The organism is Pedobacter sp. T50_32 (assembly GCF_057652195.1).
The window spans coordinates 875,154-899,566 of sequence record NZ_JBYFBY010000002.1 but is presented as its reverse complement, the minus strand read 5'-3'; the positions used below and the strand labels follow the sequence as shown (position 1 = coordinate 899,566).

Genomic DNA, 24,413 nt, shown 5'->3' with positions numbered 1-24,413 from the left:
TTGCCAAACATAACCTATGAAATTTTTTAAACTTCCGCTATTACTTGTTACTTTACTTACCGGCTGCGTTGGTAATATGAACCCAACTGGAGGTAACAGTCGGCCAAATTATCCTTATTTCGTAACCACAAAACCTTTGGTTGTTAAGAAAATACCAGTGCCCGCAGGTACAACATTGGTTTACGAAGAAAGTTGGTTTAAAAAAGGAAAGCAGGATAAGATGTTGAGCGAAAGTAAGCTAACGGCTATCAGGCTTCCTGAGGGTGAAACGATACATTGGGGCGGAGTTCCGATAACTTCAATTGCTCAGTTTTTCAACTCCGAAATACGTGGGTTTAACGTATCTGCCGATTTTCGTAAGTTGACAAAAGAGCAACGCAATAGGTTTACAGATATGTGGCAAAGCTGCGACGATGAGCTCGGCATCGCTATTAAAAACAAAGATGATTGGTCTTTCAATCCCGATAATATTGCTGATGTGCAAAGTTGCAGCGTGCTCTATCAAAGATATTTTAAGAATAACAAAGAGCAGCAAGGCTTTCTAGACGAGATGTATGCAGAAATGATGAAAAGCGGGATGCGTAATGTGTCAAAATAGTCGCTCTTTATCTAGATAGACATATTAAATTCATAATCCTTTCAACAATAGCACTGGTTTTTTGTTAACCTAATAATTAAGCTATATTTGCCGAGCATTTAGAAGAGGCGTTAAATGTGTAATAATACACTTAAATAGCCTCATCAATTGATAAAATAAAATAGAAAATAATGAAGATTACATCTAACACGGTAGTTTCTCTTACTTACGAGCTACATACCACAACTCCAGAAGGAAACAAAGTTTTTGTAGAGAAAGCTACTGAAGAAAATCCACTTGTATTTTTATATGGTGTGGGTATGATGTTGCCAAAATTTGAAGAGCACTTAGCAGGTTTGACTGTTGGTGATGAATACGCTTTTGAGTTAGAAGCTGCTGATGGTTACGGAGAAATTGACCCAGGAGCTCACGTAGATTTGCCTGTAAGCATGTTTAAAGAAGGTGGTGCTGAACAATTACCTAACGTTGGTGATGTAATTCCTTTGCAAGATAACCAAGGTAACCAATTCCGTGCTGGCGTAACTGCAGTAGGCGAGGAGATTATCTCGGTAGACTTAAACCACCCGATGGCTGGTAAAAACCTAATCTTCGCTGGTAAAATTTTAACAGTAAGAGAAGCAACAGCTGATGAATTGTCGCATGGTCACGCTCACGGCGCTGACGGACATTCTGGTCACTAGTAATTAGCTTTTAGTTATTTCTTTTGAGGAATTTAATTAGATTTCTCACATGCGTTCGAAATGACAAAGCGTATAATAAAAAAAGTCCCTAGGCATTCTGCTTAGGGACTTTTTTATTTTTATTCTTGCCGTCATTGCGAGGTACGAAGCAATCTTAAAGCTATTTATTTGTCGTTGTAAGATTGCTTTCCCGACTGCTCGGGATAAACTGTGCCTCGCAATGACGAATTATTTATGGCTCTATTACTTTACCACCACACCATTCAATAACGAAATTGGCGAAGCATCTAATGCATTTGCAGTACTTAGTTTCAAAGTACCTTTTACTTTAATGGTCTGATAAGTGAACTTTGTAGGTTCTTTCAATTGAACTTCTACCATGATAGGTACACCATTTTTACCGCAATAAAAACACTGGTTAATTGGCAGCGTAGAAAGCATAAACTTAGTTTGTTTCATGCCATCTTTAATTGGCACGATATAACCTTCCAATTCAAAAGGTTTGCCCGCTCGTTTCTTGATGTCGTTGTTAAAGATGGCGTACATTTCACTATCGTCTTTTGCCATTTTAAACTCTACATCGCCAATTACATCCCAATTAGCAGAAAGGATTTGGTCGCTGGGGTCGTGTTGTGCTTGAGCTTTGTTAATGCCAAATCCGATAAATAATAAGAATATGAATGTTAGTTTTTTCATCTGTGTTTATGTTTTACCACATAGAAACATAGTTTTAATTTCTATTATGTCTATGTGCCTATGTGTTTTTATATTAATTCTTTGCTAAAATCTTCGATATGTTCGAACGGTAAGCTTGTATTGCTGGAATAATCGCTGCAATAATTCCAATTAATAAACCTGCCGCCAGTATATAAAATTCTTCATTTATGAAAAGCAAACCATTCATCTTCGCCTGACTGCTTTCCTGATAACTTCCAATCAAATGTAAAATGCTGTGTCCTAAAGCAACTCCAATTATTGTGCCTATTAAGGTCAAAATTAAGCCTTCTAAAATGATTAACGAAAAAAGTTTGCCTTTTGATGCGCCCAAAGTACGCATGATGGCTAAATCGTAACTTCTTTCTTTTAAGGAATTGTATAAGTTTACAAACACGCTGATGGCTGCAATGAACATAATCAGTAGGGCAAACCATTGTAAAGTATCTACCCCAACGCCAATTAAAGAGAACAAACGAGTGCTTTCTTGTGCTGGACTAGCCGCTTGCATATTGGTAGTTTGATTTACCATCATCGGAAACATAGCCACAGCCATTGAAGAACGGTATTGGATTAACAACGAAGTAAATTCCCTGTCTTCATCGTGAGCGTGGTCGGCTTCGGTTCCGTGTTTATGGTCATGGTGTTCTTCTTCGGTATGACCTTCGTCGCCATGCATCTTCCAGACACTGCCGATAGCCGTTAAAATCAAATTATCGGTTACGTTTTGCTGCGGTGACAAAATGCCGACTACTTTGTAAGCGTGGTCTTTGTGTTCGTCCTTCATTTCGGTTAAACCGTGACCGCCAAAAAAGGTATCGCCCACTTTCAGGTTTTGTTCTTTTGCTACGTTTGCGCCAATAGTTGCTTCTAAATCAGCTTCCCAAAACTTGCCGCTTTGCGTGGTTAAGCCATAAAGGCTGATGTAATTACTATCGGTACCAACAATGCGTACACCATTGTAGTTATCGCCTAAAGCCAAAGGTACAGCACGTTTTACGAAAGGACTTTTCATTAATTTCTTGGCCTCTTTCATCGGGATGTTTCCAGTTGGAAAATCGATGTAATAGATGCTACTTAAAATTAATTGTAGCGGACTACCTTTGGCACCAACTACCAAGTCAATATCTTTCGAATTCTTTTCTAATTTATCTTCTATTTGGGTTGATGCCAGTAGCAGAACTGTTAAAATCGCAGTTCCAAATGCAATTAACAAGATGTTTAGCGATGCATTTAATGGCTTAGACCAAATGTTTTTCCAGCTTATTTTAAAAGGGCTCATGACAGGCTGTAAGTTAGGTTAAACGCATCTTTTACTCTTTTGTCGTGGGTGGCAACTACCAAAGTAGCTTTATTTAGTTCCGATTGTTCTTTTAACAAAGCCAATACTGCTTCCGCATTTTTGTCGTCTAAACTTGAGGTTGGTTCATCGGCAATTAATAACGTTGGTTTGTTAATTACTGCTCTGGCAATAGTCACACGTTGCAACTGCCCCTGACTTAGCTCTTGTGGATAAGCATTCTTTTTGTGTGCCATATCTAAGGAAGCCAAAACTTCTTCAATACGATTTTTATCGGTAGGTAGGCCTGCAAAACTTTGTGCTAAAATTAGATTCTCGGTTATATTTAGACTTTTAATCAGGTGTGGCTTTTGGAACACAATGCCAATATGCTGCCCTCTAAATTCATCCAATTTTTTAGATGAAAGTGAGTATAAATTAGTATCGTTAATTTTGATTTCGCCAGCAGTTGGTTTAAGCAAACCCGTTAAAATGTGCAATAAAGTAGTTTTTCCACTGCCTGATTGTCCAAGTAGTAGCCATTGCTCGCCGTTGTTCACTTGCCAATCGGCAAATGTTAGTGCTTGCTCAGCGCCATATTGATGTGAAACAGATGTAATTGAAATCATTCGTTTTTCTGTAAGCTACAAAAATAAGATAAGCGCTTAAATAGAACGTTGTGAATGTGTAAAGTATTTGCTACTGCGAAGTTATTAATAAACGTTGGCGGGGACGCGAACATTAGCAGGTGCAGCTTTTGGTTTTTTTGCACAATCTTTTGTTAGTCAAACCCGATTGAAGTGGAAATACTTTTTGTTGCGTCATCCTGAGCCCGTCGAAGGATTATTTGTTGATGAGTAGATGTTTCGACAAGCTCAACATGAAAGGTATGAACGGCAGTGCCAACAAAAAGATTTTAACGAAAAGCGGGACTATCCTTAAATAGCATTACAAAACCTGCTTTTCTAAAAATTAAAATAATTCCAACTTTTGCCCAGTCTTAGTGTTAATTGTACGTTAAGTGGTTTTTGAAGCCTAATTAGGTTGTAAACGTGTTTAATCTGGAAAACTTAACATTCGTTTTATTTGCCTTAAAAGGTAATTATTATATATTTACGGTATCATTAAAACATCTATTAAATACATATCTATCAACAAAACAGTTAAATAAATGAGGTTTTGTTGAGGCAAGTTTAAATTAAAAATTATATGGGAGACGAACTGAACAAAGATTTTGAGGTTACGGAAATACATAACAAGGAACAGTTTGAAGAAGAAGTAGTTCAGCATTTAAATAATCCGGTGACGGATATAAAAGCGATTGAAAAAGAGTACTTAACGTCGGTAAAAAGTGTTAAAAAAGAGGGCAATAAGTTCTATTTTTCTGATGGTAGTGCAAGCGTTGAGGTGCGTGTGGTGAGCGATGAAATTATCAGGGTTCGTTTAGCGCCACATGGTACTTTCTTGGCCGATTTTTCTTACGCGGTAGAACAGGTAGACCAAAAAGTGACTACTTTTAAGTTGGAAGACACTACGGATGCCTACCTAATTTCGACCAATACGGTTACTTGTAAGGTTAGCAAAGCTGATTTTCTGATTTCGTTTATTTGCAATGCTACGGGTTTGGTAACCAGTAGTGATGCATCGCCAATGCACTGGGAAGAGAATGCGGAGTTCGGCGGTTTCTATGTATATGCAACCAAACAATGCCAGGCGGAAGAGAATTTCTTTGGCTTGGGCGATAAGTCGGGAAATATGAATTTGAGGGGCAGAAAGTTCCAAAACTGGAATACTGATGCTTATTCTTACGGTTGGGACCAAGACCCTTTGTATCGTACTATTCCGTTTTACACGTGTATTAACCAAGGCGAGGCTTACGGAATTTTCTTCGATAATACGTTTAAATCGTACTTCGATTTTGGAATGCAGGACAACACGAAGACTAGTTTTTGGTCTGACGGTGGCGAATTGCAGTACTATTATATCCACGGTCCACACATGATGGACGTGGTAAAACGCTATCAATCGTTAACGGGGACGCACCAATTGCCACCAAAATGGGCAATCGGTTACCACCAATGTCGTTGGAGCTACTATCCAGAAAGTAAGGTAAGAGAAATTGTGGATGGTTTTAGGTCGCAGAATATTCCTTGCGATGCCATTTATTTGGATATTGATTACATGGACGGCTACCGTTGCTTTACATGGAATAAAAAATATTTCCCAGACCCTAAAAAGATGATTAAGGAGTTGGCTGACGTGGGGATGAAAACCGTGGTAATGATTGACCCGGGAATTAAGGTTGACGAAAATTACTGGGTATTTAAGGAAGGAAAAGACAATAATTATTTCTGTCGTAGAAGTGATGATTACTTTATGGAAGGTCATGTTTGGCCCGGTCGCTGCCAGTTTCCAGATTTTACCAACCCAACCGTGAGAGAATGGTGGGGCGGTTTGTACAAGGAATTGGTAGATATGGGCGTTGCCGGATTTTGGAACGATATGAACGAGCCAGCGGTGTTTGGTGCGGGAACTTTTCCTAACGATGTACGCCACAATTATGACGGCTACCGTGGTTCGCACCGTAAGGCACACAACGTTTACGGTATGCAAATGGTGCGTTCTACTTACGAAGGTTTGAAGAAATTACAACGCAATAAACGTCCGTTTACCATCACCAGAGCGGGTTATTCGGGTATGCAGCGCTATGCTTCGGTTTGGACTGGCGATAACGTGGCAACTTGGGAGCATTTGAAATTGGCTAACATTCAGTGTCAACGTATGTCGATTTCTGGCGTGCCGTTCTGCGGTACAGATATTGGTGGTTTTAGCGGCGAGCCAGATGGTGAATTGTTCACTCGTTGGATACAACTAGGCGTGTTTTCTCCATTTATGCGTGCCCACTCTGCAGGTGATACCCGTGAGCGTGAGCCTTGGAGTTTCGGCGAGCCATTTACTTCGATTAACCGTAAGTTCATTGAGCTACGTTATAAATTGATGCCGTACATTTATTCGGTGTTTTGGGAGCATCACCGTCATGGTTTCCCAATTTTGCGCCCATTGGCGATGTTGGAGCAGGAAAATATTGGTAACCACTATCGTCAGGATGAGTTTACTTTTGGCGATAAGATTTTGGTTTGCCCAGTTTTGGAGCAAGGTGCAACCTCAAGACGTGTTTACCTACCAAAAGGAAAATGGTTTAACTATTGGACTTTGGAATTGCTAGAAGGTGGCAGCGAATATGTAATTGATACGCCTTTAGATACGATGCCTTTGTTCGTAAGAGCTGGTTCGGTAATGCCAGAATATCCAGTAATGCAGTATGTTGGCGAAAAACATATCGACGAAGTGTGGTTGAACGTTTACTATTCTGATTATGAAGTGAACTCGTTTATGTACGAAGACCATGGCGATACTTTTGCTTACGAGCAGGATATTTACTTGGAGAAGAAATTCAATGTGAAGGGCGATGGAAACAGTTTCAATATCGAACAAAGTATTGAAGGTTTGTTTACACCAACTTATGAATTGTATGATTTCCGTATCATCGCTTTGCCGTTTAACGTAGGTAAAGTGTATGTTGATGATAAAGAAGTGAAAGATTTTATCGTAAACGACCGTGGTATTTTACGTTTTAAATCGAACAAAAACTTCTCTAGAATTAATATTTTGAAGGGATAAAACTCACATAGACCTGTAAGGTTTCAAAAACCTTGCAGGTCTTGAATAACCCAATTTGAAATGTATCAAAAGCTAAAAATTCTTTACTTACATCATTTCAAATTGGTTTTTGTACTCAACTTTGCGCTTAGCCTATTCTTTCTCAATCTTTTTTACCTCAAAGGATTTGACAAGGTAAACCTATATAATCTAGCTTTTGCTTTTAAATTGATAGGCTATGCCACTACTGTCGCTATCGAAAAGCTATTCTTCAGTTATCGTATTTTCTATTATTATAATTTAAGGATAAGTTACCGACGAATTTTAGGAACTTTCTTTGGAATTGAGTTCGGTCTTTTTGTTTTATCATTGATAATCTGCTGGCTATGGATGAATTTTTTGTAGACAGCGTACAGCATAGTTTCGGCGATAGAAAAATCCTGAATAACGTTTATTTGAAATGTGGTGTAGGGGAGGTGGTTGGTGTTTTAGGTAGAAATGGCTGCGGTAAATCAACCTTGTTAAAAATTATCTTCGGTACAATTAAACCGCATTATAAACATTTGCGGATTGACGATAAAATAGCACAGAAAGGTTTTTTAACTGGAAAAATTGCCTATTTGTCACAATCGTTTTTCATTCCTCACTATTTGAAGCTAAGTGTTGCAGTAAAGCTATACACTAATAGGTATCAAGGCTTATTGCTAGAGCAGCCTCTTTTTCGAGATAACTTAAATGAGAAAATTGGTAACCTGTCTGGAGGAAACAGGCGTTTAGCAGAAGCTTTGCTCATGATTTATAGCGATGCCAGATATGTGCTGCTCGACGAACCTTTTTCTCAATTATCGCCTTTGCTAATTGAAGAAATCAAAACAAATATCAACCTAATGTTGTCGTACAAGGGCTTTGTAATTACAGACCATTACTATCAACACGTATTGAATTATGCATCTCGAACTATACTGCTTCACAACGGATGCAATTATCAAATTAAAGATTTGGAAGATTTGCAATTACACGGCTATTTGCCTAATATGCTTCAATAAATATCTATCTTACCTGAAAGAAACCAACCATGGCCAAACGAACCACAAAAACCACTAAACCCAAAGCGGTTGCTACAGAAAATGCTTTTGAAAAATATCAATCTGCAGTTTGGCAGCATAGTTTATTAACCGATTTTGATATTTCCTTATTCCTTTTAGGCAAACACTTTAAGCTCTATGAAAAAATGGGCGCTCATTTATGTAAAGTGAATGGGGTAGACGGTGTGTATTTCTCAGTTTGGGCGCCAAATGCGCAAAAGGTTTGTGTGATGGCTAATTTCAATGGTTGGAACAGGGAAAGTCATTTGTTATATAATCGTTGGGATGCCTCTGGTATTTGGGAAGGATTTATTCCCCACCTAAAAAAAGGCGAGGTTTATAAATATTATATCAAAGGTTTTAATGGCGAGGATTTAGAAAAAAGCGACCCTTATGCTTTGCATGCAGAGCATCCGCCACAAAAAGCATCTGTAGTTTGGGACACTGATTATCAGTGGAAAGATAAAACTTGGATAAACAAAAGGGAGAAGAAAAATGTGCTAGACCAGCCGATTTCGGTTTACGAAGTGCACTTAGGTTCTTGGCAACGCGACCCATCCGACCCAGAAAGAGTGCTGAGCTATGGCGAAATTGCCAAAGCGCTGGTGCCTTACGTGGTAGAAATGGGTTTTACCCACGTAGAGTTCCTGCCGGTGATGGAATATCCTTATTACCCATCTTGGGGATATCAGGTGACTGGCTATTATGCAGCAAGTTCTCGTCATGGTTCGCCGCAAGATTTGATGCTGCTGGTTGAAGAATTTCACAAAAATAACATCGCTGTAATTTTGGATTGGGTGCCATCGCATTTCCCTGGTGATGCTAACGGATTATATCATTTTGATGGTACGCATTTGTACGAGCACTCGGATATGCGCAAAGGTTTTCATCCCGATTGGAAGTCGTATATTTTTAATTACGATAGAAACGAGGTGCGTTCCTTCTTAATCAGCAATGCGATGTTTTGGATTGATAAATATCATTTGGATGGTTTGCGAGTAGATGCTGTTGCTTCGATGTTGTATTTCGATTTTAGCAGAAACGAAGGTGAATACGGTACCAATGAATATGGAGGAACCGAGAATTTAGGTGCAGTGAAATTCCTAAAAGACATGAACGAAGCGCTGTATGGAAACTTTAAAGGTGTGCAAACTATTGCCGAAGAAAGTAGTACTTACGATGGTGTAACTCGCCCCGTTTACGCTGGTGGTTTAGGTTTTGGTATGAAATGGATGATGGGTTGGATGAACGATACGTTGAAGTATTTCAAACTCGACCCAATCGCTAGAAAGCATAACCACCACCAGCTGACTTTTAGCATGACTTACGCTTTTACGGAGAATTTCATGTTGCCGCTATCGCATGACGAGGTGGTGCATGGTAAATCGCCAATGATTTATAAAATGCCAGGTGATGAATGGCAGAAGTTTGCAAACTTGAGAGCCTTATATACTTATATGTGGACACACCCTGGAGCGAAGCTGTTATTTATGGGTGGGGAATTTGCACAAACTTCGGAGTGGAACTGTTTGCAATCTTTAAATTGGGATTTGCTAGAGCATGCGCCACACAAAGGAATGGCAGCTGTGGTAAAATCGTTGAATGAGCTGCTTAAAGGCGAACCAGCGTTATATCACTACAATTTCTCACACGAAGGTTTCGAATGGCAAGAAGCGGATGATGCTGATAGTTCCGTTTATGTGTATCAGCGTAGGTCAAACAAAGCGAAGGATACTTTGGTTATCGCCATCAACCTAACGCCAGTTTATAGAGAAAACTACAGAATTGGAATACCAGTGAAAGGTAAATGGAAAGAAATTTTTAATTCTGACGCTCAAGAATTTTACGGAAGTAACAAATTAAATTCTGCAGCAAAGCAAACTGAAAATATTGTTCATCAACGTCAAAAACAATCTATAGCCATTAATCTACCACCATTAGCGGTAACTATCTTCAAGAAAACTACTAAATAAATGAAACGCGATTTTAGGTTTTATAAGATTGCCAGCGGCGATTGGTATATCGATTTGCCCGAATGGAACGGCGACCCTGAAGATTTACAAATGATACAAGGAGCGGACGAATGGTTAGATTTAGTTAGCGATGCTGAAGAAGTAACGCTCACCATTGCAGATGCTGATTTCGGTAATGCAGAATTTATGACTTTAATCCGTTTGGGAGAACCAAATTTAGGAGGTGGCGGGAATTATTTTTTGGAAAGCTATCAAGGGAATAAGGTTGAAATCAAAATATGGCTTTGTGAAATTGTTGAATTTGTTTTCAATCGATATCCTCAGCGTATTTACTTTAAAATTTCTTAGAATTGTGTAATGTGTTGCGCTAGGTGTGTAAATTTCTACACTTTATATAGCCCTGTCTCTTTGCCGTTCGTATTTTTTCTATTTTGTTGAAAACTCTATAGTTAGGTTCTTAATGCATCTAATTGTGTTTTCGGTGACATTCCCTATTTAAATCTTATTTAGATTGCTTTGTTAGGAAAAATGCGGCAATTTTTGCAATAGGGGGCTCATCAACCTAGTAAAAAAACATGGATGCATTAGTTTTATCAGATTTTTCTACAGCCGAAACTTTAGAAGCGAGAGAACGCAGTTTAATTAAAAATGCAAAAAAGATCATTACAAGTTCTGTAGCAAAGATCTTTTTAATTTCTATTGTAGGCTTAGTAGCTGGATTTCGTGGAAGCCCACTCTTTATGATCAATTCAAATTAGATCAAAGATTTATGGCGCAGCAGCTCGCCAATTCAAGATATGAAGAGTTTAAACAAGCTGCTGAGTTTATTAAGGTTGGTGATTACTATCAGGCTAGACAAGTAGCTTCTGAACTAGTGCTTAAAAATATACATAATGTTGAGATAGCTAAGCAATATGCGGGTATCCTAATAGCTAGCGATTGCTTTGAGACCAGCAAGCAAGTACTGTATCCATTATTTGAAAGTAAGAAACTAAATGATAAAGCTGCCGCTGCCTATTTGTTAGGGGTTACTTTTTTAAAGGAAGAGAATTATGCGGGGGCAAAACATTGGTTAAGTAAAGTTCCTGAAGCATCATCAGAATATTATCAGGCGAAAGAGATTATATCAAGACTTGAGGCAATTTAATTTTATTGACTCAATTGTAGAGCACATTATTTTAATGTGCTTTTTTTTGTGTACAAAATTCCTCAATTTGTTGTGGGTTTTAAGATTTGTTGCGTGGATTTTGGATGATGTTTGGAGTCTTTTATTTTCTAATAAATTTGATTTATTAAATATGTGTGTATATATTTACTCTAAGTGAGATTTGTTGGGGAAAACATTTCCTGTTTTTGATTGTTTTCTTTAATAAATTAACTGTGGCAATAAATACACACTTCTATGGATAAAGTTCTACTTACTGTAAAATACGTTGATGGCGATTTAAGCCGTCAAGAGCATGAGGCATTCGAAAACGCAGTTCAAAATGATAGAGAATTGCGTGACTACTTAGCTTATTACAAAGAAATCAATCGAAACATTACTAGCCACCTTAAAGAGGCGCTTGGAAGAAATAAGCAAGAGGCGGTTGAAAGTAATGATGTTTACGTTGCAGAGAAATTAAATTTTAGATTCGATTATTTCTGGTTTTTCGGTTGGGCACTTGTTTTATTAGTAGCATTAATGTTGTGGAAACCTTGGAAGGTGAATTTATTTGATGAATATGGATTTAACAATAACACTATCGCTGCGAAGTTAATAGTTGCGCCTTATCAGGAATTCCAGCAAGCTGCGAAGTATTTGGAAAAGAAAGATTATTACGAAGCAAAGCGTATTGTATCTAAATCATTCACCCAGAACCCAGATGATTTTAAACTAGCTAGCTATTATGCAATGCTTTTAATTTCTGATGACTGTTTGGAGATTGGTAGAGAAGTACTTTATCCTTTTGCATCTGCTAATTCGCAATATAAATATGATGCCGCGTATATGCTGGCTTTGTCTTATTTAAAAGCAGGTGATAATGAAAACTGTGTATATTGGTTAAAACGCATTAAAGACGATTCCAACTATTTTAGCCAATCTAAACAACTTTTGCAGAAAATAGCTGCTGACGGCAATGCAAAGCCAAGTTTTATTTAATTGTTTTCTTTCTGCGGCTATAGATAATGAATCCAAGTGCTGCTACGACAGCAATTGTTCCATACCATACCCAATTTTTTGGACTTCTTAGTTGAATTTGCTGATCTTTACCGATGTAAATTAAACTGTCCCAATAATAGGGTAGCAGCATAGCATTATTAGTTTTTGCACTACTGAGCCAATTCAATTTTGCCTGTCTTAATGCTTCGCTGGCATTTTTATTTTGGGATAAAACTTCGTAGAAATTCCCCATAATTGTAGCTGTCGCATCATCGTTTACGTTCCACAAGCTAGCTACCGTGGCTGCAGTTCCAATAGCGCTAAATCCTCTCGACAAACTAATAATACCCTCACCATCTGCTAATATGCCATCAGCAGTTTGACATGCACTTAATACTACTAAAGATGGTGCGCTTTTCTTTGCAGAAAGTTCAAAAAGGTACAGTTTCTTCGTACCTAAATCTAAAGTGGGCTCGTTGTTTGGTCCGCTTAAGTAGGCGTGTGCGCTAATGTGGATTACTTCTTTTTCGGTAAAAAATGCTTCGAAAGTTTCTGGCGTTGCCTTATCATCAAATATAAAATCTCCACTTACTGATTTGCTAAGTAAAGTTGCTTCGTTTTTTACTGCGCTCAGTGTTGTTTTATAATCACCGTAATTGCTAACAAATAAGCCTGCGAAGCCATTCGATGTACTATTTGTTCGGTTGGATTGTAGTGTTTTAATCGAAAATGCGTAGTCGATACGATGATTTTTGATCAAGAACGGCCATTTGCTGATATTTTCAACATAGCCGCCATTGCCAATTAACCCGTCGAAAGAAAGATAGCCTAAAATACCATCGGGAATAATGGTGAGCTGTTCGTTTGGTTTAAGTTCGAGTGGAGCGAGAATACGTTTGTAAATATGGTTTGATGATAGGAAAAAGTCTTTCGGATTATTCATCATGGCATTTGCACCACTGTGAAAATAGGTAGCTACGAAACTACTTACCTCAGATGTGATTTTTTCTGCCGCCGGAAGCTTTACAACTTGTTCAATATTATTTTGATAGATGTTGATGACGTAGATATCTTTTTCGCCGATAAAATATTCGATAAAACGATGGCTAGGTAGTTTGTTCAACTGTAAGTTGTAGCTTATATCCGTGTTTAGTTGAGGATATTTTTTAGTGAGTGTCTTATTGATTAAAGCCAGGTCAAACTTTAGTGCCTCAATCTCTTTTGTGTTACTTTTTCTCTCTTCTATAGCTTGTTTTTCGAGATAACTGATGTTTTGCTCTAACTTTTGTTTTTTAACGAAAAGTGTGTCGCCTTTCACATTTTGGGAGATAGCGTGTTGGTTTCGTTGAATTTGATCCAATAGCGTTCTTGCTTTGCTTTGTTCTGCTAAAGCTAAAATTTGATGTAGGTATTTGCCGTTTTTGCTTTGTTCATAAAGCTGATAACTGATTGCCATTCCCTGTTCAGATATTTGCTTGAGGTAGTTTTGCAATCGTTCTTTGGTTCTATCTGCGGCAAATTCATTTCTAATTTTATCAGCAGAAAGTAGACCTAAATTGATGTTCTTTAACGCTTTTTCTGGCTGCTTTAACTGCAAATTGGCTTTGGCCAATAATACGAAAACATCTACTAGATTATAGTCTCCGTAAATATTCTTTGTGTATTTAATGCCTAATGTGTTTAATGTTTTCTGTCCATAAGTGATAGCTTCATTTGGTTTATTTTTGGCTAAATAAGTTTCTGCAATTTGGGTATAGAGGTTTGCCTTCTCCCGTAATCTCCCGTTAGAATAATAGCGGTTTAAAAGTTTTAAAGCTTCAAAATACGAAGCTTGGGCTTTTGTGTGCTGCTGTAATTTTCGATGAATGTTTCCAACTGTAGTGTGAGCGCTCATTAGCCAATAAGCAGTTTCTGTGTCGGTAGCTTTTTGTTTGTTGATGTTTTTTTCTATAATGTCTGCAGCTTTTTTATATTTCCCGTCGTGATATAGAATATCTGCCAATACGTTGTTCAACATAGTTTGCTGAAAATAACTTGGCTTTAATGCTAAACCATCATCAATTGCCTTATAAGCTTCTTCTAGCTTATCCATCGATCTGTAGGAGATGGCCATGTTGCAGTAAATGGCAGCTATTTTGTTGGCATCTTCGCTATGTTTCTTTTGAAAGTCGATACTTTCTTTTTGAAGATAAAGTGCACGTTCGTAATCGCCTAAGCGGGTGTAGTTGTTGCTTAAAGGCTTAAATGTGTACTCTACAATATCGTAAGTATTGATTTGATGTCGTCTATAAAATTTTAGTGCGTTTTCGTAGGTATTAATGGAGGCTATAATTTTTCCATCTAATAATTGATAATAGCCAAGCGTGTTGAGCAGATTTAACCAAGCAAAATGTTCGTCATCATTATTTGTTTTTCGCCAACTCGATTTTTCTGCATTTTGAAGTAGTAAAGTTGCTTTTTGGGAGTTGTTATTGGCATAATCTAGTTGTTCGTATATCCAGTTACTAAGATCATTTTGCGATTTAAATTGGTTTAATTTTTTTGATAAATCATCGCTTTGCGCAAAAATGAAGCTGCTTTGAAAAAGTAGATAGCAAAAACATAAATATTTGAGATATTTACTGCACATCTAGCTAAAATAATAAAAAATCCTAAGTCACATTAGTTAGTGCGACAGAATAGCAACTTTATGTAATTCTCTAAAACTTCCAACTCACGTAGGTAGTCATACGGTTGTTGTTTGTTTTAGGATCGTAAATGTACCTAATCCCTAAAGCTGGCCCCACACGAACTAAACCTAGCTGAATATCAGTAAAAAATGAAGCGCTAACTTCTGAGAAACTATCTTTAACTTCATCCATAGCTCGGTTTAAATCAATATCAGTAGTTGTACCACTGGCATTTTGAGTTCTAAGTTTGTAGCGTAGTTCACTGGCAGTTCTATTGTACATATCTAATGCAACCAAAGCACCTGCACCAACACCTACATATTTGTGTAGGTTATAGCGTATCTGTAACGGAACTGCATTTATAGTAGCTACTTTTGTGGTTTTGTATAACTGCTTATCCATAATTTGATAGGCAACATTGTTAATTACCGTATCCTTTCTAATCTCTGTTTCCAAAGGAACTTGATATGTTCTTTCATTAAACGAATTAAAATAAAGTTCTGCCTGCCAATAATATCGGTGCGAAGCATAAGGAGATAGTGTAGCGCCAACAACGACATTTCTGTTATTCAAATAATTTCCATTGTCTGTTTGGAAAGGAAATCCATAACCCACAATAATACCGGGTGATAAGCCCATCTTAAACCTACCAACAGCTCTATTGGTATAAATAGGTTCGTTCTTATCAAAAACAATAGCTGCTCCACTTTTAATAGGCAATTTCGGTGGTTTTTCTTTGAATTTAATTTTATATTCTACAAAACCTTGGGTAGAGTCTGCATCGTTCACTCCCTTTTGCTGTGTTCCCGGTAAATAGATATTGGTAAAGACAAAATGAACACTATCTGCACGGAAAAATGTTTTCAAGCAACTTTGATTGGCGTAAGCAGAATCGCAAGTGACTACTGCTGGCTTGGTATCTACGACTTTTAGTGTAGAAGGATCAAAAACTTCAGAAATATTTACACCAACATCTATTTTTTTGGCGGGACCTTTACCTGTATTCTGAAAACGCACTTTGTAGGTTAGCTCCCTGTTATTTCCGGTAAGACGGTAGTTCATCCTACTTTTTCTCAGCACCATTTTGTTTGGATCGTGAGAAGCCACAATTTGCAATTCTAGGTTAAAGAACTCGGTTTCTACCAAAGGATTGTCAGGGATGAAGGCACCTGAAATACGCACAATCGCATTGGTGTCTTTCAGCATTTCTGGAGTGGTTTTAAAGTGCATAAAAACAAAACGCTCTTCGTTCTGTTGCAGATTTTCAAACTTCCAGCTTTGCTGACTTCTAAAAGCTTTAGCTTGATCTTTCAGCAATACTTTTTCGGCAGGGGAGATGTTTAAATTATTTTCTAATGAAGCATAGTAAATTGGTTCTTGAGCTTTTTTATTTAGAAATGCAGTGTTTAGTAATGGCTTTAATTCAGATTTTTTCTCATTGTGATAAGTTCTGGCAGCTGCCAATTCGAAATTGTTCTTGTTAAATTCTACATCATTATACAGGATTGCAATAGTTCCATTTAAATTCTGCTGACCGTTTTCTGCTTTGTTTCTATAGCCAAGCACCAACATCATATCATCACCTGGCTTTGGCATACAGTTGGTCTTCATTTCTATATTGCCGCCCATTTTAAACAGGTTATAACTACCATTAGCGGCCAACATTGGTTTGGTAACGGCAGGTTTTGGGGTTGCAGGTGGTCTTACAATAGGTTTTGGTCGGGTTGGAGGGCGTTTGCCATCATCGTAGTTATTGGTAGCAAAAAGGCGCACCATGATCGAATCGTATTTTGTAAAGATATGCGATGGACTTTCTTCGAAACTAAAGCCTCCATCCCCAAACTCCCAAAAGTAAGTGTAAAATGGAGCTGGAGCCCCCGCAATAGCTCTTAAAGGTCTAAGTTCGCTAGTGAATTTGGTGATGCCATTTTCTGTACGATGGTGAATAATCGTTGGAACGGTATCACTAGGTAATACCTGCGCTTGCAATGTGGTAAAGCATAAGCAGAGCAATATGGATGTCAACAATTTGGTCATAGCTAAATAAATATAAGGAAATATTCTTTGTGCAAACATTTTTAACCACATAGAAAATTATATGAGGTGATTTTAAAAACGAAAAATAGACAAAGCCCAAAATGAGCTTTGCCTAATATGTTAACTAATTGGTGCTTTTAATAATTGTTGAGGGCATTAATCGCATCTTGGATACCTGCTTCGGTAGTTTCTGCTAAGTTTAAAGTGATGTGTTGGTTAGCGGTTATAGTGGTTGCTTGTTCGGTATAATAGTATTTTCCATTCTTAATCGAGAAGGATATGTATTTGCCTTCTGCTCCGATAGGCATAATGTCCTCATAACTTTTAAAAGTATTTGCACCATCTGGGTGATAAAATTGCGCCACCACGTTACTACCTTTCGCACAGAAGAAAACAAAGGTTTCGCCGGTGAAGCCCATGAATGTGGCAAAACTACCTGGATTATTAGCAACCGTTACTTTCACTGTAGTTTTAGGATTGGTCATGCTGTAAAAAACATCACAATTCATCCAACCTAAGTTTCCCATTTGGAAGTTGTAAAAACCATTAATGGGATTGCTTTCGCGGGGAACTCCGCCTGCGCCATTAGGATTAGCCACTGGAACCTGCCATGCCATTTGATTAAAATTATCTACTTTCTCAACACCCTCCCAAATTTGTGTTACTCTTGTATTGGTGGTAGGGATGGCTATTTGAATATTTGCCGCTAACTGTTTATCTACATTTGTTCCGTTTACAGAAGCATTTAAGAAGATGAAGCCATCAGATTCTAACGGTGCGCCACTAATGTGATTGGTGTTAGTACCGCTAAAAAGGATATGGCTACGTTTTAGAAATTCACCTGCGGTAATTACTACAGTGCCAGTTACAGTTACACCGTTCATCTTAAAAGCATTTGCTGGGATGGTTACTTTGGTGCCTCCTTGTAAAATAAGCGAGTTGGATGTGCCGGCATTTATCTGCATTTGCTGTGCTCTAGGCCCAAATAAGGCTGTAAACTCTCTAGCGCTATAGGCTGAATTTGTTGGTGTTTTATCTTTTTTGCAAGCTTGAAATAAGGCTGTGCACATCAGTAGTAAAGCAATGGTCGAAAGTGTATGTTTTAAGTTTAGAGTTTTCATAACATTTATTTTTAGTGGAGCTTACTCTTTTTGGGCTTTTCAGCAACCGCCGTTTGCTGGTATATCAACTACACTAAAAAAATGTTACCCTGTTTTTTTAAATTTGAGGAGAAAATAGGTGAATGGATTAAATTATAGCTCCTTGGGTCGACTATTATTATCGTAAATTACCTTTTGCCCGCTCTTCTCGCAACAATGCAGCTAAATCTAATCTTGGTTGTTCCAATAATATTATCCGTGTACCAGCTTCCCTTGCAAAAAGGTTTTCTATTTTTTCTACCTCGGTAATTTTATTAAATAGTTTTAGATCTCGGGTTGAGCCTATGTTTTTTAAAGTTTTAATCCTTACAACAGTGTTGATTTGCCTATCCAAATTTACCCATTTCTCATAGTCTGTATTGAAAGCATCTGCCTGTAGCCCATCAATTTTTGTGTAATAATTGATAGCTCCAGCTTGTCCATAGTTATCGCATAAAATTAAAATTGTTTCTTTATTTGGTAAGGATAGGTAAATGGAATCCACTTTGTGGGCTAATTCTTTCCATCCAAGCATATCGGCAAAATCTTGAGAAATTGGATATTTCTTGCCATCTTCCCAAGTATGCTCACTAAATGGTAGCTTTTGTTCAGCATCCTTTAAATATTTCTGCGGCGTATAAATTGGCAAGGCAATTTCTAGCATTAAATAGAAAAAAAATAAAATGATAGCGACTAAAGCATACCTGATATAGTATTTCCATCCCTTATTTAAAAGATGAGCAATATAAATTGAGCCAAAAGCAAAAAAGATAGGATAAAGTCCGATGGCGTAATAAGCTTTTGCCTTTAAGAAAATGAAAACACCAATGGTTATGAAGTAGGCAAAGAATAGAAATCGATAAGGTTTAAAGGGAGCGTAAGTGAAAAATGAAATAAAAGCAGCAAGAAGTATGAAAATAGAGCCGATGAAAAAGAAGAGTTGTTCTTTCAAAAAACCAATTCTACTCACATGAACCAATTGCGTTTCCGCAAGTTCTTTCATGTGTGCAAACACTGGAAATCCATTTTGATATTGCCAGATGAGATTGGGACTAACTAGCAATAATGCCAGCAAACCTGCAAAGTATAAATGCTTGTTTAAGTATAGTTTTCTATGGATGCTAAGAGCTATTGCAGGCAAAATACCAACTAAGCAAAATGCGATATTGTACTTGTTTAGAAAACCGATAGCAAAACCTACAGCTAGCCAATACAGCCATTTTTTATCGTCTGTTTGTATAAATCTGATGGTGGTATAATATAAGAAAGTCCAGCAAAGAATATCTAATGAATTGGGTTGGTACAGAATGTTGATCCTTACTAAAACGGAAAATAGCAGTGCTGTAGCTGCCAATACACAGGCACATAAACTTCCTTTTAGGCTCTCAATGGTTTTCCAGACGATAAGAATGGTTAGTGCGCCAAAAAGAGATGGAAAGAACTTAACCCAAAAGTGACTGTTGCCAAGTTGTAGGATGATCCAAGAAATCCATGAGGTGACAGGCGGAACCGAGTGATAACCCCAGGCGAGATGTTTGGCTTGATCTAGGTGTAAATATTCGTCGCGTTGTAGTTCATAAACTGGATTTACAACTAAGTATTGTAGTGCTATTTTGAAAAAAAGGAATGAAAACAGCAGTAAGTAATTTAATCTTTTCTGAGTTTCCATTCCTTTAATAGCCATCATATATTATATTTAATATGGCAAAATAGCTTTTTATTTTTTCAATGGTGCTCTTTTATTCAATTCTTCAATCGGCATATTCATCATTCTACCGATCGGTTTTTTCCCGCGATAGGTAATTACCCTTAACATATTCGCATCTACTGGTACCACCAAAGGCTCATTGTATTTCGGATAAAAATGATCAGGGAATGAATTGTCGAAGCTGTAATAGATATCTAGATCTTCCACTTCTTTACCTAGCGTTACCAAAAGCTTTCCATCCGCTGTGCGTTTTACAGTAAAAATAGGATCGTAAACACTTGGTGCATATTTGGTTTCTGCGATATCTAAACGCTCAAAATGTTGTTCGGTACGAGCAAAAAAGTTCTTCCAGTTTTTCTTTTCTTTCGGGCTCCACACACTTTCTGCCAAGGCAAAACCACGTGGCCAAGTTTGGTATTCTGCCTGGCGGATATTGTAAACCTGCTCTGTCCACAAATTACCTTGACCACCTTTTATATATTTAGGATCAACACCGTCTGGAACTGGATCAAATTCATAAGTTCTGATTAACCTCAATCCTTTGTAAACTTTAGGCTCGGTAATTTCATCAGCTTGCATATAATCTAGATAAGCATATTGCGTTGGGCTCATCACCACTTCATGCTTGTTTTTTGCAGCCTGAACGCCATATTTCATATCTCTCCAGCTCATCACGGCTGTACTTTGAGATACACCGCCTTCTAAAACTTCATCCCAAGCCATGAAACGTTTACCATGTTTAGCTACAATTTTTTCCAGCCTACGCTCGAAATAACTTTGTACTTGATGCATGTTTTTCAAATTCTCACGCTTCATTAAATCAAGTATTTGCGGAGTTTTTTCCCAGAAATTATGAGGAGCTTCGTCGCCACCCATGTGCATATATTCGAAAGGGAAAATCTTTGCCACTTGAGAAACTACGGTATCCAAAAACTCGTAAACTTTTTCGTTAGCTGGACACAGGGTGTTATCTACCATTGCCAATGGCGGGGCGCCACGGCTCCAATCCATGATACGCTCGCCGCTACGCACTTTGTAGTTTACAGCATCTGGCGTACATGAAAGCTCTGGATAAGAAGCAACTGCAGCCAAGCTATGCCCAGGAACATCTACTTCTGGTAAAATATTTACGAAGCGCTCTTTCGCATAAGCTACCAATTCTTTTAAATCTTCTTGCGTATAGAAACCGCCGTAGTTACGAGGTTCATCTGCTTTTGGAGGAATAAAATTGCCGAAAGTACCCACTTTTTTTACATTCCAAGCGCCAACTTCCGTTAGTTTTGGATAGCCTTTAATTTCAATTCTCCAACCTTCATCATCCGTAAGGTGTAAATGAAGAATGTTGTATTTGTAGCGAACCATCGCGTCGATGTACTGTTTTACCTCTTCTTTAGTGAAAAAATGTCTAGCCACATCAAACATCAAACCTCTCCAACCCAAACGTGGATAATCGGTAATGTTTACGCATGGAACTTTCCACTTTACATCCTTCACTTCTTCCTTGCTTTCTATCTCTTTCGGCAATAATTGCATCAGCGTTTGTACGCCATAAAAAATGCCGCTAGGTTTGTTTGCTGTAATGGTTATTTGTTGTGGAGTAACTTGAAGATGATAGCCTTCTGTTCCAATTACCACATCGTTTTTATCTGTAAGTATTAATCTGATGTCGGCTCTACCAGAAGTAGCAACAGCTGTTGAGCTCACGAAATATCCGGTAGGTAAACTTAAACGTTCCTGTAAAAAAGCAATAGACTGCTTTAGTTCTGCTGGTTTTGCAGTTTGTATTAAAATATTTTCAGGTAATGTAAAGTGACCTTCCTGTTTGGTGACACTTACTGGTTCTGGGATGATAGCGATTTCGCTATATGCATGACTAACAGGTTGCTCAAAAATCATGTTGTCTCTGGTAGCCATACTCGTTTGGGCAACACTGCCTAAGGAAACGGACAGTAAAATTGACGATAGTAATAATCTCATTCTAAATTTGGTTGTGTGAAATGGCAATTTACCAATTATGGATGGCTTAGACAATCTAATTATTAAAAAATATTAAAAACTAACTATAGAATTGAACATTAAGGAATTAAGATGCATTAAGAATATTTTGCAATTGTAGTATTTACGATACCACCTAAGGTATCTTAGATAACCTAAGTTTCCTCAAAAACTAAAGTGTGCTTAGGTATCTAAGGTGGTAAAAATACTATTTCAACGCATCCAACACTTGAAACAATTTCCTGCTAATTCCAGAACCGCTATAATTGTTAATGTTAATCAGAGCGACATACTTATTACCTTTTTTATCGGTGTAGTAGCCAGCATATGCTGTAACATCGTTGATATTTCCGCTTTTAATGCTCATGCCGTTGTAATCTGGAAACGATTTGATATAATCTGCAAACCACTCTTCTTTTTGTGCTTGAAACAGGATAGAAGCCATTGCCATTGAAGTAATTTTGTTGCCTGGAGAAAGTCCACTGCCGTCAATCATATTCAAAGCGTTTTTATCTACACCTTTGCCAGCCCAAAAATCAATTACTGCTTTTGCACCATTTCGGGTACTGCCCTCTTTTCCTTGTTTAAAAGCGATGGTTTTTAATAATTGCTCGCCATATAGATTGATGCTTTTCTTGTTAAACCAATACACCATTTGGCTTAAAGTAGGAGAGAAGATAGTCAGTAATGGTTTTTGCTCTTTGCCGATTTGCTTGTTCTCTAATGCCGATAAGCGAGATGAACTGGCATTTTTACCACATTCTATACTCAATCTTTTCAAGGTGTCTTGCAGGCGATAAGCAACATCGAAAGCAGCATCAGGAAGTGCTAAGGAAATCCCAGTTTTCTTAATTCCCATTCCCCAAGTGCCACGTAAATAGCCGATGTTGGTATAAGGTGCTAGAAATCCGTATGCATTATCGCCAGTGCCACTAGCACCAGTTTTTAGTTCATTTACCAATTGGATATAAGGTGTTTGAGGAACGGTTTTTAAAACTTCCACTTCACTTCCTGTACTCGAACCTGCTTTAAGATGCACATCAAATTGGTTTTCTCTCCAACACATAGAACCTGCGCCAGCACCATAATAGTTGCCGATGTCTTGCCAAATCCATCCGGTTGGAATAGTTGATGTGCCGAAAGTACTATCGTCACTAATTACACTTCCTTCAATTTTTTTAATGCCGGCAGCTTTAATTGCTGTAACCCACTGGTTAAGGACGTTGTTTTCTTTAGTCTGCTCGTAGCGCCACGAACCTAACGTTGGGTCGCCAGAACCTGTGATAATGACATCGCCTTGTAAAGTGCCATCTGCGGTAATAGTTCCAGTATAGGAAAGTTTCGTTTCGTAACGGAAATCTTTACCTAAAGTATAAAAAGCCGTAGCTGATGTAATGGTTTTTAAGGTCGATGCTGTTGCCAAACCAATGTTTTCATTGTTTGCAAAAATTACTTTTCCTGTAGCAGCATCTAAAACGCAAAGCGATGTAATGGCATATTTAGCCTGCTCATCTTTAACTAAATTTTGATATGCTCTTTCTAGCTTTTGAGCTGTGGTTTGAGCAAAGCTGAAGCTGCTAGAAATTAATAATAATAGAAGTGGCTTGAAAAATTTCATTGAAATGGCTGTATTTGGGCTAAAAGGATGTATTTGAATTTAGAAACGTACCTAAACAAAAAAAGTGATGCTATTCACATCACTTTTTTATTATTGTTACAAAGCTTATACAAGCTTGTTTGCTACTAGATATTCTGCAATTTGTACTGTGTTTGTAGCAGCGCCTTTACGCAAGTTATCAGCAACAATCCACATGTTTAATGCTTTATCGTGCGATTCGTCTCTACGTAAACGACCTACAAACACCTCATCTTTTTCATGAGCATCTTTTGGCATTGGGTATTTCAAGTTAGCTACGTCATCAACCACGATTAATCCTGGTGCTTCTTCCAAAATACGACGAACGTCAGCTAAATCGAAATCATTTTCAAACTCAACGTTTACCGACTCAGAGTGACCGCCCATTACAGGAATACGAACTGTAGTCGCAGTAACTTTGATACTGTCATCGCCCATAATCTTGTTGGTTTCTTTCACCATTTTCATTTCTTCTTTGGTGTAACCATTGTCGGTGAAAACATCAATGTGAGGTAATACGTTCAAGTCAATTTCGTATGGATAAGCTTTTGGTCCATCAATACCTTTACGCTCGTTCATTAACTGATCTACAGCTTTTACGCCAGTACCAGTAACCGATTGATAAGTAGATACAATTACACGTTTGATTTTGTATTTCTCGTGCAAAGGTTGTAAAGCTACCACCATTTGGATAGTAGAACAGTTAGGGTTAGCAATAATTTTATCCTCTTTGGTTAATACGTGTGCATTAACTTCTGGTACTACCAATTTCTTAGTCGGGTCCATTCTCCAAGCCGAAGAGTTATCGATAACTGTAGTGCCAACTTCAGCAAAACGTGGTGCAACTTCTAAAGATGTGCTTCCACCTGCAGAAAAAATAGCAATTTCTGGAGCTAAACCAATCGCAGTATCAATGCTAACGATTGGATACTCCTTACCCTTAAACTTAATTAACTTACCAACGCTCTTCTCAGATGCTACTGGGATTAACTCAGTTAACGGGAAATTTCTTTCTTCCAATACTTTTAACATTACGGTACCAACCAATCCGGTAGCACCTACTACTGCAACTTTCATCTTTTTTTTGTTTTTTTGTT

19 protein-coding genes are annotated in these 24,413 nt (G+C 37.8%); 9 read left to right on the top strand and 10 right to left on the bottom strand.

Translation table 11 applies throughout. The features are described 5' to 3' along the window. Positions 1-16: 16 nt before the first annotated feature. Both AC23ME_RS09215 and AC23ME_RS09210 read left to right on the top strand, forming a co-directional pair. Positions 17-598, top strand: coding sequence for a hypothetical protein (locus AC23ME_RS09215; RefSeq protein WP_487727465.1), 582 nt, complete (start codon positions 17-19; stop codon positions 596-598). A gap of 170 nt (positions 599-768) precedes the next feature. Next, a complete protein-coding gene (locus AC23ME_RS09210) occupies positions 769-1,278 on the top strand; it encodes an FKBP-type peptidyl-prolyl cis-trans isomerase (protein ID WP_487727464.1) in 510 nt (169 codons plus the stop codon). Between the two features lie 243 nt (positions 1,279-1,521). On the opposite strand, the gene AC23ME_RS09205 is transcribed toward AC23ME_RS09210, so the two are convergent. From AC23ME_RS09205 to AC23ME_RS09195, 3 genes are all read right to left on the bottom strand, one after another. Beyond that, complete coding sequence (locus AC23ME_RS09205) at positions 1,522-1,974, bottom strand: hypothetical protein (RefSeq protein WP_487727463.1); 453 nt, start codon at positions 1,972-1,974, stop codon at positions 1,522-1,524. Between the two features lie 73 nt (positions 1,975-2,047). Then, positions 2,048-3,274, bottom strand: coding sequence for an ABC transporter permease (locus AC23ME_RS09200; protein ID WP_487727462.1), 1,227 nt, complete (start codon positions 3,272-3,274; stop codon positions 2,048-2,050). Further along, the gene (locus AC23ME_RS09195; RefSeq protein ID WP_487727461.1) at positions 3,271-3,900 is read right to left on the bottom strand and encodes an ABC transporter ATP-binding protein; all 630 of its coding nucleotides are present in this window, start codon (positions 3,898-3,900) and stop codon (positions 3,271-3,273) included. Before AC23ME_RS09195 ends, AC23ME_RS09200 begins: the two co-directional genes overlap by 4 nt. A gap of 580 nt (positions 3,901-4,480) precedes the next feature. Between AC23ME_RS09195 and AC23ME_RS09190 the strand changes: the two genes are divergently transcribed. The 7 genes from AC23ME_RS09190 to AC23ME_RS09160 all read left to right on the top strand — a co-directional run bounded on the left by AC23ME_RS09190 (position 4,481) and on the right by AC23ME_RS09160 (position 12,132). Continuing rightward, positions 4,481-6,952 carry a glycoside hydrolase family 31 protein gene (locus AC23ME_RS09190; RefSeq protein WP_487727460.1) on the top strand — a complete coding sequence of 824 codons (2,472 nt, stop codon included), beginning with the start codon at positions 4,481-4,483 and terminating at the stop codon, positions 6,950-6,952. A gap of 365 nt (positions 6,953-7,317) precedes the next feature. After that, positions 7,318-7,977: an ATP-binding cassette domain-containing protein gene (locus AC23ME_RS09185; protein ID WP_487727459.1), complete on the top strand. Its 660-nt coding sequence runs from the start codon at positions 7,318-7,320 to the stop codon at positions 7,975-7,977. Between the two features lie 29 nt (positions 7,978-8,006). Continuing rightward, complete coding sequence (gene glgB / locus AC23ME_RS09180) at positions 8,007-9,989, top strand: 1,4-alpha-glucan branching protein GlgB (protein ID WP_487727458.1); 1,983 nt, start codon at positions 8,007-8,009, stop codon at positions 9,987-9,989. Further along, on the top strand, positions 9,990-10,337 hold the full coding sequence (locus AC23ME_RS09175) for a DUF6717 family protein (RefSeq protein ID WP_487727457.1): 348 nt from the start codon (positions 9,990-9,992) through the stop codon (positions 10,335-10,337). It abuts the gene before it with no gap. A gap of 227 nt (positions 10,338-10,564) precedes the next feature. After that, positions 10,565-10,747 carry a hypothetical protein gene (locus tag AC23ME_RS09170; RefSeq protein ID WP_487727456.1) on the top strand — a complete coding sequence of 61 codons (183 nt, stop codon included), beginning with the start codon at positions 10,565-10,567 and terminating at the stop codon, positions 10,745-10,747. 11 nt (positions 10,748-10,758) lie between these two features. Next, entirely contained in the window at positions 10,759-11,136 is a 378-nt protein-coding gene (locus AC23ME_RS09165) for a hypothetical protein (RefSeq protein WP_487727455.1), read from the top strand. 255 nt (positions 11,137-11,391) lie between these two features. Next, on the top strand, positions 11,392-12,132 hold the full coding sequence (locus AC23ME_RS09160; protein ID WP_487727454.1) for a hypothetical protein: 741 nt from the start codon (positions 11,392-11,394) through the stop codon (positions 12,130-12,132). On the opposite strand, the gene AC23ME_RS09155 is transcribed toward AC23ME_RS09160, so the two are convergent. The 7 genes from AC23ME_RS09155 to AC23ME_RS09125 form a co-directional block, all read right to left on the bottom strand. Next, positions 12,125-14,761 carry a CHAT domain-containing protein gene (locus AC23ME_RS09155; RefSeq protein ID WP_487727453.1) on the bottom strand — a complete coding sequence of 879 codons (2,637 nt, stop codon included), beginning with the start codon at positions 14,759-14,761 and terminating at the stop codon, positions 12,125-12,127. The two genes, AC23ME_RS09160 and AC23ME_RS09155, sit on opposite strands and share 8 nt — an antisense overlap. A 70-nt stretch (positions 14,762-14,831) precedes the next feature. Further along, positions 14,832-16,838, bottom strand: a complete 2,007-nt coding sequence (locus AC23ME_RS09150; protein WP_487727452.1) for a DUF7849 domain-containing protein — start codon at positions 16,836-16,838, stop codon at positions 14,832-14,834. A gap of 137 nt (positions 16,839-16,975) precedes the next feature. Beyond that, positions 16,976-17,959, bottom strand: coding sequence for a hypothetical protein (locus tag AC23ME_RS09145; protein ID WP_487727451.1), 984 nt, complete (start codon positions 17,957-17,959; stop codon positions 16,976-16,978). 157 nt (positions 17,960-18,116) lie between these two features. Then, on the bottom strand, positions 18,117-19,664 hold the full coding sequence (locus tag AC23ME_RS09140) for a glycosyltransferase family 39 protein (protein ID WP_487727450.1): 1,548 nt from the start codon (positions 19,662-19,664) through the stop codon (positions 18,117-18,119). 30 nt (positions 19,665-19,694) lie between these two features. Beyond that, complete coding sequence (locus AC23ME_RS09135) at positions 19,695-21,662, bottom strand: beta-N-acetylhexosaminidase (RefSeq protein WP_487727449.1); 1,968 nt, start codon at positions 21,660-21,662, stop codon at positions 19,695-19,697. Positions 21,663-21,888: 226 nt separating this feature from the next. Beyond that, a complete protein-coding gene (gene dacB, locus AC23ME_RS09130) occupies positions 21,889-23,298 on the bottom strand; it encodes a D-alanyl-D-alanine carboxypeptidase/D-alanyl-D-alanine endopeptidase (protein WP_487727448.1) in 1,410 nt (469 codons plus the stop codon). Positions 23,299-23,403: 105 nt separating this feature from the next. Continuing rightward, the gene (locus tag AC23ME_RS09125) at positions 23,404-24,393 is read right to left on the bottom strand and encodes an aspartate-semialdehyde dehydrogenase (RefSeq protein ID WP_487727447.1); all 990 of its coding nucleotides are present in this window, start codon (positions 24,391-24,393) and stop codon (positions 23,404-23,406) included. Between the last annotated feature and the right edge of the window lie 20 nt (positions 24,394-24,413).